Origin of the sequence: Paenibacillus xylanexedens, from assembly GCF_017874615.1 — a bacterium.
Taxonomy (GTDB): Bacteria; Bacillota; Bacilli; order Paenibacillales; family Paenibacillaceae; genus Paenibacillus; species Paenibacillus xylanexedens.
Map to the genome: position 1 here is coordinate 96,587 of NZ_JAGIKV010000015.1, position 14,552 is coordinate 111,138.

Below are 14,552 nucleotides of genomic sequence, written 5' to 3' on the forward strand. Positions count from 1 at the left end.
TTAAAATTCTTCGTACTCGCTTGGGTCCTGATCCCACAACCGTCCATCTGGACGATTAAATGCAGAGATGACCTGCATCTCTTCTGTGCTCAACTCAAAATCGAATATATCGATATTTTCCTGCTGATGCTGCAAGGAGCCGGCTTTCGGAATTGGAATGGAACCCAGCTGAACATGCCAGCGCAGAATGATCTGGGTTGGCATTTTGCCATGGGTTTCCGCGATTCGGAGAATGTTCTCATCCTTCAGAATATCCTGTACGGCATCATTGCCACGTCCAATCGGACTCCAGGATTCGTTCACGATGACATGCTTCGTATCCTGTTCCCGCTGATCGGCTTGGTCGAAGAATGGATGCAGCTCAATCTGATTCAGACTCGGCGCTATCCCCGTTTCCTTAATCAGCCGTTCATTGTGCTCAGGCAGGAAGTTGCTGACTCCAATGGATCGGATATATCCACGTTTTTTAGCTTCGATCAGCGCTTGCCATGCCTCGACATACATGTCCTTCTTCGGATTGGGCCAGTGAATCAGATACAGGTCGTAATAATCCAGATCCGCTCTGTACAGGGATTCCTGGATTGCCACCAGTGCTTTATCATGAGCGTGATAACGCCCTGGCAGCTTCGAGGAAATGAGCAGTTCTTCTCTGGCGATGGAGCTTTGTTTGATTGCTCTGCCCACCGTTGCCTCATTCTCATAGTTATACGCCGTATCAATTAATCGATAACCCGCATCCATTGCAGACGCGATCGATTTAACGCCTTCTTCACCTTTTAAACTATAGGTACCAAATCCAATTGCAGGTACTTTCAAGCCATCGTTTAATGTGTACTCAGGGATTGTATGATTCATGTGGGAACTCTCCTTTGTGAAAGGTATACGAACAATATGGTAAAAATAATGCCCCTCTCCGTTTATCTACCCCTCCATACGTGCTTGAATCAATTGGAAGCCACCACTCCGTTTTAGTCGATGACGGCTTCCTCTTCTAGTTCTCATGAAGAACGGTCTCCTTTTCATTCAAACGAAGAGATGGGCGTGGCCGATAACGGCTGATTACCTATAAAGTTCTTAATTGCACTTGCAGCCTGTTTGTACCCACCGGCGTCACGTAGCGTTTTCCCAATAACCCCTGCCTGTTCCCTGTAGGAGGCATTGCCGAGCACCTCTAATACTGCGTTTCTAAGCACATCGGGTGTAAGGTTATTTTTGTCCACGATGACCCCTGCTCCCAACTCCTGTACCCGGCCTGCTACACGCGGCTGATCCGATGTTAACGGAAGCATGATTAACGGTACATCGTAATACAAAGCTTCGCTGGTACTGTTCATGCCTGCATGTGTCAGGAAAGCATCTACGCACTGCAACACTTCTAGTTGAGGGACATAGGGCCTGATGATGAAATTGTCAGGAACGAGATCAGCAATAGGCTCTATATCGGTATCCTTCCCAGAAGATAAGATAAACTGCACAGGCAAATCACGAAAGGCCGTAAAGCAAAGCTTATAGAAATCAAGATCCTTATTTAAAATGGTTCCCATCGAAATATAAACTGCCTGTTTATAAAGAGCATGCAGAGACTCGTTTGCAAAGCCTGGCGCATCCTTGCGGGGGATAATAGATGGGCCAGTGAATACAAAGCTGTCATCCAGCTTCTCCCCCATGGGTTGAAAATAACGACTTGTATACACAATTTTCAGTTGTCCTGAATGCCCTGAAAGTTCCGCTAGGGAAGGTACAGCCACATCGAACTGGGAAGCTATTTGCTGGGATATTTCCACGATGCTGTTATATAACTCCTTGACCTCCTCTGCATCATCCTTCAGTTGATTGTCTGATCCAAGAGGCTCCACAAAAACAAAGGTGCTGGTGGAGCATACCGTTGGTATACCTAGCTTCTCACCTAAAATTTGTCCTCCCCAGCCTATTATGGAGTCAAAAATGATATAATCGTAGGTTTCATGTTCGATCAGATTCAGAACATCTGGAATAAACCGTTGAATAACTTTTTCTAATATCATATATAAAAATTGGTAAGGATGCTTGAGTTCAAATGGCTTCATACCAGGGTTGTTGAGCAGGGTTGCCTCGTTGAAGGAGTAGGCTTTAAATTGTGCGCCTAACGCTTCAATCTTCGTCCGGTATTTTTCGGTACAACAGTAGACCACTTCATCACCGTTCTCTACCAGTTCCTTGATTAATCCAAGCGACGGATTGATATGGCCTTCTGCAGGGATCATCACAACTAATACACGTGCCACGGCACTCACCTCCATTAAATTTTCCAATGAACTATCAAGTGGGGGATATGGTAACCCATTCTTCCAGACCACTAGCTTGAATAAATAAAACTCTACTACCTCATTGAGGCGGTAGAGTTCCTATTCATGAAACGGAAGCATTAAAGTCTACGATACCTAACGTTATTTTACTCTCACGAGCTGGTCACGGCACCCAGACATCCCTTTTATAAAAGGTTACGCTGTAAGCATCGGTATCGCTGTATCGTCCATCTTTACTTACCACTTTAAAATATACATTATTGTAGTCGACAAGAACCGTATCCGCTCCTGACGTATTCGTAGAAGAAGCAACCAAATTTCCAGCGCTGTCATAGGCGTACAGATCGTAATCATAGCCGGAAGGAGAACCCAGCACGACAGATTTGCCATGCCCTCTGAATGTAAAGTAGTCTACATCTGTCGGGGATGATAGATAAGACCAAGCACTTCCACCCCAGTAAGCCGGACCGTAGGGAGTGGCCACCGTTTGCGTTGGGATTTTATACGCAGTGCTCAACGTGTCATTCGACTCGTAATTATCCGCCAAGGCCGTACCCACAATCGATCCTGATAAAAGCGTTATCATAATAGCAGAATACAATGTTTTCTTCATTTCATTCTCCCTCCATTTCTTTTGAAAAGTTAGCACGCCAAAGAGACTCCTTACTTTTTCCCTCGTTCTTAGACACGCCTTCTCAGAAAAATCTCCGAATCACCCCTTTCAAAATATGGAATTAATTAGATTATAATGTAAACAAATACATATTGTCTACTTGTTTTTGCAAACATTCTTTTTTGTTATCTTGCACTGAACCCTATCCCATGAACTGACCCTCAGTCTCATAAATAAAACATGTGGATGTGTTCCTGTGATTTTAAAAATTAGCCAACTTACCGACGTGTTCTCACCCATGGCCAAATTGGAGGGGCATCCAAACGTAAAAACGACCACCAATATGGTGGCCGTCACATCTATTTTGATAAATCCTCTTAATACTCTCGCGAGTATTGTTTATCCTCTTTCAGCTGCACAATGTCATGTCCGGTTGGATTCTGGAAGGCCCGTAGTCCAAATGTTGACGCCACCGCGAAGATATGGTCAAAGATATCCGCCTGAACGTTCTCATATACACCCCAGTTAATATCATTGCTGAATGCATAGATTTCCAGAGGCAGCCCGCGATCTTCCGGTGCTAATTGTCGCACAATCATCGTCATATCTTTATTGATTTTTGGATGATTCCTCAAATATTGATGGATATATTCCCGGAATACACCGACATTTGTCAGTTGTCTGCCATTCACGTTGCTTTCGGTATTCACCTGGTGCTCCATGTTATACGCTTGAATTTCCTTTAATTTTTCCGTGACATAATCAGTAAGGTAGTGGATTTTCTCAAATTCAGCCACCATCTCTTCCGTACAAAAACGGATACTGCTGATATCAATATAGATACTCCGCTTAATCCTTCTGCCACCGGACACCTGCATACCTCTCCAGTTACGGAACGAGTCCGAAATGAGGGCGTAGCTTGGAATCATCGTAATCGTTTTATCAAAGTTCATAACCTTTACCGTGTTCAAAGTAATGTCGATGACGTCACCGTCCGCATTATACTTTGGCATCTCGATCCAGTCACCAACGCGCACCATATCGTTCGACGATAGCTGTACACCGGCCACGAGGCCCAGGATCGAGTCTTTGAATACGAGCATTAATACCGCCGATAACGCCCCAAGTCCACTAAGGATAATGAGCGGGTTCTGTCCGATCAGGCTGGAGATGACGATAATGCCCCCGATAATGAACAGGACAATCTTGGCTACCTGAATGTAACTCTTGATTGGGCGAATCTTCGACACCTCATAGCTACGATAGATATCATCGAAGACATTCAGCAGAGCATTCAGAACCGTAATCATGATGACAATCATGTAGGTCATTGCTGCTTTTTCAATCAAAGCCTGATAGGGCGGGAAAATATAAGCAGAATAATAGATAATAATGGCCGGCACGAGATGCGACAACTTATGGAATAACTTCTTCTCCACAATGATGTTGCCCCACTTATACCTATTGTTATTGACGATATGATTAATCGCTTTGAGCACTAATTTTTTGGCTATAAAGTTTGCCAGTACCGAGATCACTGCTATAAAAATAACCATAATCACATTCGAAAGGTATCCAATGGAAGGTCCACTCATGCCGAGTTCTTCTAGTTGATTTCTGATAAAGTCCATTGTTTCCTCCTGACATAATCTAGTTTAGCCTATTATTATAAAGTAGTTTGAGAGGGCAAGCAAAGTTTGTGCCTCCACTTCATTCTTCCTATGTATTATATATATTAAAAAAGAACCCTGTCATTCAAAGAATGATGGGTCCACTTGATTATGTCGTCTTTTCATCATGCTCACTAGAAATGTCTAACAACTCACTCACCGTCACCAGACGGTACCCTTCCGCGACCAGTTCATCCACCAGCACACGAACCGCCTCCACCGTCTGGGAACGCTCCCCGTACCCGTCATGGAATATGAGCACGCTACCGGGTTTCACCGCAGACCGGGTATGCTCCAGAATGTACTCAACACCGGGATTGTCCCAATCCCTCGCATCACCGTTGACCGCACCAATCGTACGATATCCACGCTCCGCTGCCAGAGACAGTATTTCATCGTTTACGCCAAAATACGGCGGGCGGAAGCAGCGGGCAGGTTGCCCCGTAACTTTTTGAACAAGATTTTCCGCGCGTTGCAGCTCTTCGCCAGCTTCCTCCAGCGTCAGCTCAGTCAAATTCGGATGTGTGTATGTATGGTTGGCAATCTCATGCCCTTCACGGTGCACCTCCGCCGCAATCTCCGGGTGGTTCTCTATCTCTTGGCCAATCATGAAAAACGTTGCCCGCCCTCCTGAACGGCGGAATATCTCAAGCACTTGATGTGTGTATACCGGATGCGGCCCATCATCAAACGTGAAAGCCACAACCTTTTCCCGAACAGACTCCTGCACTACCATTGCGGTATTGACCATAAATAATGACCCCTCTCTGCAACTGCCTGGCTACATACCCCCTTATTATTCCATGACCACAGGCTCCGGTCTAGTCCAGAGATCACACCTTGCGAAATCCTGAATCAGCCGATATCCACCAGAAAGAGAGCACAGCGAGCGAGCAGCAAGCCCTTCTACCGCCACGCCCTCCAGTCCAGCCTCCAGCTAACCTTTGATTGCACCTGCGATCATACTCTTCTGCACCTGTTTGTTCAGCAGCAGATAGATGACCACCGTTGGCACTGTCGTAATCATCAGTCCAGCACCAATGATACCCCATTGCGTAATGTACGTTCCCACCATCGACATCATACCCACCGTCAACGTCTGGTAAGCCGTGTTATTGATAAACGTAACTGCAAACATCAGCTCATTCCAGCAGGACAGAAATGTGAAGATGGCTACCGTTGATATAGCCGGGGTTACCAGAGGCAGAATAATAGAGAAAAACGTCCGGTATATGCCGCAGCCGTCAATAACCGCCGACTCCTCCATCTCTCTTGGGATACCTTTGAAAAAACTGCCCAGAATGAATACCGCCATCGGAATGCCAAATGCCACATAGGGAATGATCAGAGACCAGTAGCTGTTGAGCAGGCTCAGATTCTTCAAAATAATAAACAATGGCAGCAGCGCCGCATGAATCGGCACCATCATGCCCAGCAAAATAATCGTCATCGTCAACCCGCTGAGCTTCCAGTTCATTCTTGTGATTGCGTATCCCGTCATGGAGGACAGGATCAGTACCAAGACAATGGAGGCCGCAGTAACCAGCACACTATTCATAAAATAGGTCAGCACATGGCCGTCGGACATTGCTTTGGTGTAGTTGCTCCACAGAAACGCTTTGGGCAACCCGGCCACATCACCGCTGAAGATCTCACTATTATCCTTCAGGGAAAACAGCGCAAGCCAGATGAGCGGGTAAATCTGCACAATCGCAACGAGGATCAGAAACGCTTGCAGGAACACTTTCCCGATCGGTCCGGAGATGAACCCCGGCTTGGGCTTTTTTTGCAACATGACTTCTACGGTACTCATGCCTTATGCCTCCCTCTACTCCGTTTTGAACAATGAATTAATGAGGATCGTACACACCAAACACTCCACAATAATAAAGACCGAGATCGCACTGCCATATCCGTACCGGAACGTATCAAAAATGGTAGCGTACATCAGCGTGCTTGGCACTTCAGTGGTGTAAAATGGCCCCCCACCTGTCAGCACATAGATCAGGTCAAACACCTTGAATGCACCGATGACCGAGAATACAAGGCTTACCTTCAGAATGGGTTTCATCAGCGGGATCATAATGGACCACGCAGTCCGAATACGGGAAGCACCATCCATTCGAGCCGCTTCGAGCACATCCTGAGACACGGACTTCGCACCTGCATACATCAGCAGCATGTGATACCCCACGTACTGCCACAAGGTCGGAATAAATGATGCCGCCAGCGCGGTGTCCTTCTGCCCCAGCCAGTCCTGTGCCAGGCTGGATAAGCCGATACTTTGCAGCAGCACGTTCAGCAGACCATAATCGGCATTGTAGATTTTTGACCACAACTGGGCAATAACCACCGTTGAGATCAACACCGGGATGAAATACACGGTCCGGTAGAAGCCTTCCCCCTTGACGTTAGACGCCAGAATCAGTGCGAGCACCAACGAGATCGGCAGTTGAATGAACACCGAAGCACCCGCGAATAACAGGGAGTTTTTGATCGAATTCAGCACACGGGTATCCTTAAACATCTCTACATAGTTGTCCAGGCCGATAAATGTACCCCTGCCTACGCCGTTCCAGTCCAGCAGACTGTAATAACTGGAGACAAAGATTGGAATAAGCACAATTCCGCAGAAGAGAATCAGTGTGGGTAGTACAAAGACGGCTATCGTGCCTTTATTGGAAAATACAGAGTTCATTGTTGTTCTCCTCTCAAAGGCGTGACCGGGATATGCCGGACCACGCCTTGTTTGGGTTCATCTTCATTGTTAACAGGCTTCAGCTTGGCAATCTCACGAGCGTACACATGTAAGGGTTGCAATTGCGCGCATGTTAGCCTGCGCGTCCTACAGGCTCAGCTCTGTTGGTTTGAGCTGTGCCATCTGTTTGCAGAACTCCTCCGGTGTTACATCTCCGGCAAGCAGCTGGGCGATCAGGTTTTTGTGCGCTTCGGCAGACTCCGCTGGCAGAATGTTATCCCACCACGCGATGAATGAGGTCGCCGTTTTCATAATATCTGCCGCAGACAAATCTAGGGAGGACAGGCTGGACGTGTCGAGTGCATCTGTTTTCCAGCTTGGCAGGCCGGCTCCAGCCAGGAAACCTTGCGTACCAAGCTGCTCGCTCAGATACATGAGGAATTCCACGGCTTCCTTCGAATGTTTGGTATTCTGGTTGATGTAGAAACCATCGACGGCTCCGCCGAAGATTTCGGTATTTGTGCCTTTGCCATCCTCAAATACCGGGAACGGAATCACTTTCACTTTGCCTTTGACCGCGGAGGACGGGTCCTCAATTCCTGCATTGACCCAGTTAGCCTGGAACATCATCGCCCCGTTGCCTGCATTAAATGCCCCAAGCATCTCGTCATAGCTCATGCTGAACATGCTGCTGTTGAACGCTCCTGCTTGCGCGAGCTGCTGCATCTTAGTCGCAGCGGCTACAAAGTCGGGTGAATCCCATTTCGACGGATCTTTAAAGGCTTCCATCACCGCAGCATTGCCTGCCTGACGCATCGCAATAATGTCGTACCAGTACATGCCTGGCCAGCGGTCCTTCTCTCCAATCACAGCCGGGGTGATCCCCGCCGCTTCCAGCTTGGAGACTGCATCCAGCAGTTCGTTATAGGTGGTCGGAATCTTGGCACCCGCCTGCTCGAACAGTTCCGTATTCACGTAAAGGTTGGCGATATGTGTGTATACGGGCAAGGTGTAGATTTTGCCATCCATATTGATGGCCTCAGCCATTCCAGGACCCATTCGTTCTTTGATATCATCCGTCAGGTAACTTGAGATTTCCAGCACATTGCCGGATTTGATGTACGGCTGCATGAAGCTGCCGCCACCCATGCCATAGAACAGGTCTGGCGCTTCACCAGCTGCAATCGATGTTTTAACTTTGGTTTTGTACTGTTCTCCTGTCGTGCCCGTACGTTCAACCTGGATGTCCGGATGCTCGCTGTTCCATTTCTCAACAATCTCGGGCAGCAGCTTGGCCGAAGGATCGGTATTGCCGACCGATTGATCCCACAGCGTCAGCTTGATCTTGCCATCGCTCTCCCCCTGTGCACCACCGGACGAACCGGATGAACATGCCGCCAGACTGCTTACAATTCCCAGAGTCAGAATTAGACTTGCTGATTTTTTTAATAGCGCTTTCATCTCTATGGACCTCCCTATGTGTTTTAGTTGGTTCTAGCCCATATTTTAGGCGAACTGTGCGTTGTTCTCCATTTAGAAAACAGGCATCGATTTGTAATATTCGAACATATGTGGAATTGGAGAGGGGGTGCGCTCACACCTTCTCTACACTCCCCCACACTCCAATTTTTGCATTCTCGTTTTTCAGGATTTTACATTCCGATATTCATTCATGGATCGGCCGATATGTTTTTTGAACAAGACGCTGAAATAGTGTGGGTCCGGGATTCCTACCTGCTGCCCGATCTCATACCCCTTTAAATCGGTCTGCTTCAACAGCGTTTCGGCCTTTCTCATACGAAGCTGTGTCATATATTCCACAAATGTTTGCCCGGTTTCTTTTTTCATCAGCCGCCCCAGATGGCCCGAACTTACGTAAAAAGCAGCCGCGGTGCTTGAAAGTCCCACTTCCGCATTGCCCATGTTCTCTTCAAGATAAGCCATCACCCGGTCGATCAGATTGCCTTCCTTGGCCTGTCGTTTGGCTTGTATGACATCCGATACCGTGCGGACATGCTGCTCCAGCATGCTTTTTAGTTCAGGCAGATGACCTGCTGTAAAAATGGCCGCAACGGCCTCTTTGTTCAATGCGTACTCTCCCTCAAGCTGTTGCTCTATGGCGGCACGCTGGCACTCCGTAACCACATCCATGGCTGCCATCCGAAACTGTGAAACGTCCGAGAACGGCACAGACAACATACGCTCCAGCAACAATACGGCTTCTTCCCCCGCACCAACACTGACGTAAAATTGCAGTTGTTGGAGCAGCTGAGCATCCGAGTGGTAGGGCCTTTTCCCGCCTTCGATGACCAGATCCTCGAAGCAAATAACCTGATTTTTCCCCACAAACGCCTGATAATCGAGTGCACGACAAGCTTCCCGGTATCCCACACAAGCCTTTCCCCACCCTGATTGCCATTGCCCAATGCCTACGGTCACATCAACTTCACACCCTTCGAGCTTAAGTGTATGTTGAAGTTCTTCTTGAAGCTGCTGTACCTGATTGGAAAATTCCGTATCCGTACCAATCGAGAGCACAACGATCCGGTTATGTGGGTCCATGACGATAATGGTTTGCGAATCCTGCGGATAAAAAGCCTGCACCTGCTTCATGCCTGCCATTCGCAGCAGAATATGTATTTCCTCGGCAGTATGTGGATGGGCTTCTGTCTGATGCTGGCTTAATTGGGGCTGACCTTGTCGATGTTGTTGTTGCTGAGGCCCACGTTGTACTTGGTATGTTTGGGGTGTTTGGTGATATGGTTCGGACAGATGTTGATATACCTCTGGTACAGATATCTTCGCTTGCGGTACAGCAACCTCCACCTCCATTACTGCGATGCGTAATCCTGGTTCACCAGACGAGATAGGTATGCCGAAGAAAAGCGCCTTCTCTTGTAGTTCATCCTCAGGTATCACATCACTTAACCACTGATTTACAAACCTCTCCCTGAGATATGGCAAGCTCTGCTTCATCTCCTCCCGCAGCTTCATCAGCTCGTACTCACGCCCCATCTCCTGCTCGATTGCCGCTCGCAGCTTCGCCGTAACCTGTAATAACTCAGAAGCACGGATGGGTTTCAAAATAAAATCCGATATGCCCAGCTTCACACTCTGACGAGCATATTCAAATTCATCATGTCCCGTCACAACCACGATTTTTATGTTCGGGTAACGCTCCATGAGGATGCCGCTCAGTTCAATACCGTCCATCTTGGGCATGTATATGTCCGTGAACACGATGTCTGGACGCAACAACTCAACCTGATTCAAAGCCTCTGCAGCATCGGAGGCCTCGCCAATGATGGTCATGCCTTGCTGCTCCCAATCGATACGCATGCGCAGCAGATTTCGGATGAGGTACTCATCATCCACAATCAATACCTTCAATGGTTCCACAGTTAATTCCATGATTCATCGGCTCCCTTCGGGATCGTTATGATAATGGTGGTTCCTTTTCCAACCTCGCTCTGCAACTGGAGTCCATCTTCTCTGTCATAAAAAATGCGAAGCCGCTCCATCGTCCCCCATAAGCCAAAGCTTGGATTGTGTTTAGCGTTATAGGTAGGATTAGAAGTATCAGAAGAGTTCGAGCGATTAGACCTGTTCATTTCTGTTCGTTGAACCTGCTGTACTTCTTCCTCGGACATGCCGACTCCGTCGTCAGTGATCAATAGAAGTACCCCCTTCTTGGATCGACAAGCTTGAATGCATATCGTGCCTGGGCTGCCTTTGGGACGAATACCATGATACAGCGAATTTTCCACCAACGGCTGGAGCACAAGCTTGGGAATCATCACTCGCTCACAATCTGGAGCAATATCGTACTGCACCTCAAATACACCGGGGTATCGTACCTGCTGGATCGTCAGATAATTGCGTACAATCTCAACCTCCTCGTGCAGTGTAATCAGTTCACGCCCTTTGCTGACACTCAGCCGATAATAACTTCCGAGCGCTTCTAACAGCTCACATACCTTATCGTTCATACCCGACATCGCCAGGGAGGTAATGGAATCAAGTGTGTTATATAGAAAATGTGGCTTGATCTGCGCCTGAAGTGTATTCAGCTCTGCTCGGCGGATCGTCTGCTGCTCCTGAATGATGCGTTTCAACATCTGCTCAATCTGCTCAATCATTTGGTTGTATCCTCCATATAGCTGTGCGAATTCGTAACTGTTCAGCTCAACCGTCACTTTGCGGAAGTTGCCGCTTGGTGCTTTCTGCATGGAGCGAAGCAGCTTGTGAATCGGCTTAATGACGCTGCGCGAGATGATGAATGAACTGACAAAAAAGACCGTTCCGTTCACTGCGAGTAATATTAGCGCCAGCAGCACCATGGATTTATTACGGGTATCTGTAGCCCGGTATGGACTCATGCTGATGAATTTCCACTGATCATCACCAGCCGATCGATAGGTCACCGCATATTCCTGACCACCCGATTGCAAGGTGATGAAGCCAGAGGGCTGCTCTTGAAATGTTTGTTTTAACTTGGCCTGATTGGCCTCTAACATCTCGTGCATCCCATCCTGTACAGAAGCGGCAGACATGGATTCGTCGGATACAGCAGGCACGGCCTTCTTTCCATCGGTTGCGTTCGTTGCGATCACCCGCTGATGCTCATCCAGGATGGCCACCTGAAATGAATCCGGTGCAGACAGGTTGGCATAGGCCTGAGCAATGGATTTCCCCTTGATGTTCATGACCAGAAATCCAAGTGGAGACGTATCATCCAAATCCCGAATGAGGCGAATAAATGACACCACCTCTTGCCCATCATTCTCCCCCGTCGCCGAGACTCCGCTGTCGTTGTTGCCACTATTCAACCTGAGCAGATATCGTCCGTTGTGCTTCAAGGCCTGTTCGTACCACGGCGCTTCCTTCACACTCGCTTCCATAAACGTGGGCCATTCCTGTGTACCGACCGAGAATCGGTGCCCGGAATTATCGTAAATATATACTGAATCGATAATTGGAACCGCTTGCATAAGATTGGTCAAATACGCGCTGACCTTGGACTGTGTCTGTAAATTGGAGTACACATTGCCCTGCCGCAGCAGGTTTTGCAAGTTGGGATCGGAGAAAATCATTTTCGAATAATTGTTCACGTTCTCGATCATCAGATTAACGTTGGTCTCAATGGATGTAATCGTCTGAAGTGATGCCTCATTGATCTTTCGCTGCGCGTCATTTTCCGAGATTCGATTCAACACCAACGCACTGAACGCCACCGTTAGCAGAATAATGACAAAGTAGGCAAACGGGATTTTAAAAGCCAGCGTCTTGGGCTTGCGTTGAATGAACTCTTTGAAACGGGGCGTCCAATTCTTCTTCATTGCACTGGTGTTCGCTTTTGCACTTGCGTTTGCTTCTGCATCGGTCTCAATATTTGATTGGGTCGTTGCTTTCACTTCTATTTTTCATCTCCCTCTGTTACTGCTCCTGCATCTGTTGTTGCATCTTTTGCTCTTTGATTCAATGTGACCCTCCTTTGGTTCCGAGGTGTGATGGGTTTATCGGTTGTGATCGGATGACCTGTTGTGATATCCACCACTCTCTCGGATTTTATACAATTGTATATTATAGGACTGTGTATGGAGCAGGCTCAACTCTTTTTATCGCTTGGGGATGGCTTGACTGAGTGAAATAGAATGAGATTTTGGGATCTGATTGTTGTGAATGCAACGGGTAGGGGCCCCAGTAATTGGAGCTTCAAGGAGTACTGCTTTATAAAAATTTGGAGGTACAGATAATAAGTTGTGGTTTGTGCCGGATGGAGAGTGAGGCAAGGGAGAGGCGGAGGGTCTGATTACACAAAAGACGATGATAAACGTCTACCTTGATATGGGCATACTTTTGAGCAAAATTAGAATATCTACGGGCATAATCTTACTACTTACAGAGTGTTGATCGAGTGGTTAAGGTTGGAAGTCTAATCATGGTCTTCTCGTATGATGAATTTAAGTGGGGAAAATGTCGGGGACAAACTGCCCTCGGGCAGGACAAGCACAGAGTTCGTTATGGTAGGAAACAGCAAATCGTGATCAAAGCGAGAATTCGGTAACGCCTTTTTTGGAGGCATATTTCAGCGTGTAGCTTCCTTCTGTGCCATATGGCATCGTAGCGATTTGGATGCGGGTGTAATCCAACCGACTCTCTCTCAGCACTTTTTTAACTAGCGCTATGCTCCGATCCTCGTCCGTTACCACACAGAAAATGTTCATTACATATTGCTTTGGATCAGCCACACGGCCACCCATATCACATCCATCCACCTCTCCCAACTCAGCTTGGGTCAGAACGGTTTCCAGATATTCCATCACCTTCTCCTTCAACCAATGATCTCGTTTGCTACCTTGTGCGCTCTTCAGCGGATATTGCACCACAAGCCAGTATTTTTCACTCATTTAGCTTCACCAACCAATCTTTATATGATGGGGCACTACGTTATGTGTAGGACACTTGAACGATAAGAATGCATATGTCAGCCTCACATTTCTCCAGTTCAAAATGGGCTAGATAATTGACCTTACTGCTTTTTGGAATTGTACTGCCCTTCCATTTGCAGGATGAGGAACATGGTGATGTTTAATGAGATGGGAGCTTAACGTGTCTGCTGACTTTCTGCCAATAGCCACCATCTGAGCATCAGGATTCAGTTGCATAAGCTGTCTGGCGAATACCACACCATCCTCCAACTCTGCCAAAGTCGGCGTACGATTCGTCATCCTGTTTTCGGCAGATTGATAAGGATGAAAGGGATAAATGTTCCAAAATATAAAGTCCGTTGGTTTCCACGTTGAACTGGATAACACTTCACCCCATATGATGGATGCTGTCGGTTCTGCGAAACCATACAACGCCTGACTCCGGTTAGGTTTGGCGATATTGGGCAAGCTTGTTCGAACACCCGGCTCGCCTGAAAAAATCATCTGGTGATTCACCAACGAGTGATTCCCGGTAACCATTCGCTCAGACGTCAAGGGTACACCGGAGAACCTCGCCCCTTGATAGCCCACAGCTTCAGCAATAAAAATGTACCGAGCCTTGGACATTCGTGGTTCCAAATACCTGACCAAATGTTCAGAACGAATCTTCACCGCTTCGGGGCCGATATCATAGCCCGTCACATAATCTCTCCAAGGATTAATCACATTTACTGGCGACACATATGCTTGTACCCCTGCAACAAACTCGCTGATCTGTTGCTGCTTTTGGCTCATGCTTTTTTGCCTCCTTTGGGAGATTACGGCGTAAATTGGGCTTGCATCAGCTTATATTAC

12 protein-coding genes are annotated in these 14,552 nt (G+C 47.5%); all 12 read right to left on the minus strand.

The features are described from left to right. Positions 1–855, minus strand: coding sequence for an aldo/keto reductase (locus J2Z28_RS19410; protein WP_211083826.1), 855 nt, complete (start codon positions 853–855; stop codon positions 1–3). Between the two features lie 164 nt (positions 856–1,019). Further along, a complete protein-coding gene (locus tag J2Z28_RS19415; protein ID WP_211083828.1) occupies positions 1,020–2,264 on the minus strand; it encodes a macrolide family glycosyltransferase in 1,245 nt (414 codons plus the stop codon). A 184-nt stretch (positions 2,265–2,448) separates the two neighbouring features. Next, positions 2,449–2,898: a hypothetical protein gene (locus J2Z28_RS19420; protein WP_017691221.1), complete on the minus strand. Its 450-nt coding sequence runs from the start codon at positions 2,896–2,898 to the stop codon at positions 2,449–2,451. Between the two features lie 377 nt (positions 2,899–3,275). Next, on the minus strand, positions 3,276–4,529 hold the full coding sequence (locus J2Z28_RS19425; protein WP_211083830.1) for a mechanosensitive ion channel family protein: 1,254 nt from the start codon (positions 4,527–4,529) through the stop codon (positions 3,276–3,278). 148 nt (positions 4,530–4,677) lie between these two features. Beyond that, a complete protein-coding gene (locus J2Z28_RS19430) occupies positions 4,678–5,319 on the minus strand; it encodes a polysaccharide deacetylase family protein (protein WP_211083832.1) in 642 nt (213 codons plus the stop codon). A 186-nt stretch (positions 5,320–5,505) separates the two neighbouring features. Further along, entirely contained in the window at positions 5,506–6,381 is an 876-nt protein-coding gene (locus J2Z28_RS19435) for a carbohydrate ABC transporter permease (RefSeq protein ID WP_211083834.1), read from the minus strand. 15 nt (positions 6,382–6,396) lie between these two features. Then, positions 6,397–7,266, minus strand: coding sequence for a carbohydrate ABC transporter permease (locus J2Z28_RS19440; RefSeq protein ID WP_076210184.1), 870 nt, complete (start codon positions 7,264–7,266; stop codon positions 6,397–6,399). Between the two features lie 147 nt (positions 7,267–7,413). Further along, positions 7,414–8,727 carry an extracellular solute-binding protein gene (locus J2Z28_RS19445; RefSeq protein WP_211083837.1) on the minus strand — a complete coding sequence of 438 codons (1,314 nt, stop codon included), beginning with the start codon at positions 8,725–8,727 and terminating at the stop codon, positions 7,414–7,416. Positions 8,728–8,910: 183 nt separating this feature from the next. Continuing rightward, entirely contained in the window at positions 8,911–10,677 is a 1,767-nt protein-coding gene (locus tag J2Z28_RS19450) for a response regulator (protein WP_211083839.1), read from the minus strand. Next, the gene (locus J2Z28_RS19455; protein ID WP_211083841.1) at positions 10,668–12,680 is read right to left on the minus strand and encodes a cache domain-containing sensor histidine kinase; all 2,013 of its coding nucleotides are present in this window, start codon (positions 12,678–12,680) and stop codon (positions 10,668–10,670) included. The genes J2Z28_RS19450 and J2Z28_RS19455 overlap by 10 nt, the downstream gene beginning before the upstream one ends. Before the next feature lie 633 nt (positions 12,681–13,313). Beyond that, entirely contained in the window at positions 13,314–13,676 is a 363-nt protein-coding gene (locus tag J2Z28_RS19460; RefSeq protein WP_211083843.1) for a hypothetical protein, read from the minus strand. Between the two features lie 108 nt (positions 13,677–13,784). Continuing rightward, positions 13,785–14,492, minus strand: a complete 708-nt coding sequence (locus J2Z28_RS19465) for a uracil-DNA glycosylase (protein ID WP_211083846.1) — start codon at positions 14,490–14,492, stop codon at positions 13,785–13,787. Positions 14,493–14,552: the final 60 nt, after the last annotated feature.

What these genes read in the sequence shown, in the direction of transcription:
- J2Z28_RS19425 (WP_211083830.1), bottom strand. Translation starts at nt 4,529, where the DNA reads ATGGACTTTATCAGAAATCAACTAGAAGAACTCGGCATGAGTGGACCT.
- J2Z28_RS19410 (WP_211083826.1), bottom strand. Translation starts at nt 855, where the DNA reads ATGAATCATACAATCCCTGAGTACACATTAAACGATGGCTTGAAAGTA.
- J2Z28_RS19460 (WP_211083843.1), bottom strand. Translation starts at nt 13,676, where the DNA reads ATGAGTGAAAAATACTGGCTTGTGGTGCAATATCCGCTGAAGAGCGCA.
- J2Z28_RS19440 (WP_076210184.1), bottom strand. Translation starts at nt 7,266, where the DNA reads ATGAACTCTGTATTTTCCAATAAAGGCACGATAGCCGTCTTTGTACTA.
- J2Z28_RS19465 (WP_211083846.1), bottom strand. Translation starts at nt 14,492, where the DNA reads ATGAGCCAAAAGCAGCAACAGATCAGCGAGTTTGTTGCAGGGGTACAA.
- J2Z28_RS19430 (WP_211083832.1), bottom strand. Translation starts at nt 5,319, where the DNA reads ATGGTCAATACCGCAATGGTAGTGCAGGAGTCTGTTCGGGAAAAGGTT.
- J2Z28_RS19420 (WP_017691221.1), bottom strand. Translation starts at nt 2,898, where the DNA reads ATGAAGAAAACATTGTATTCTGCTATTATGATAACGCTTTTATCAGGA.
- J2Z28_RS19445 (WP_211083837.1), bottom strand. Translation starts at nt 8,727, where the DNA reads ATGAAAGCGCTATTAAAAAAATCAGCAAGTCTAATTCTGACTCTGGGA.
- J2Z28_RS19450 (WP_211083839.1), bottom strand. Translation starts at nt 10,677, where the DNA reads ATGGAATTAACTGTGGAACCATTGAAGGTATTGATTGTGGATGATGAG.
- J2Z28_RS19435 (WP_211083834.1), bottom strand. Translation starts at nt 6,381, where the DNA reads ATGAGTACCGTAGAAGTCATGTTGCAAAAAAAGCCCAAGCCGGGGTTC.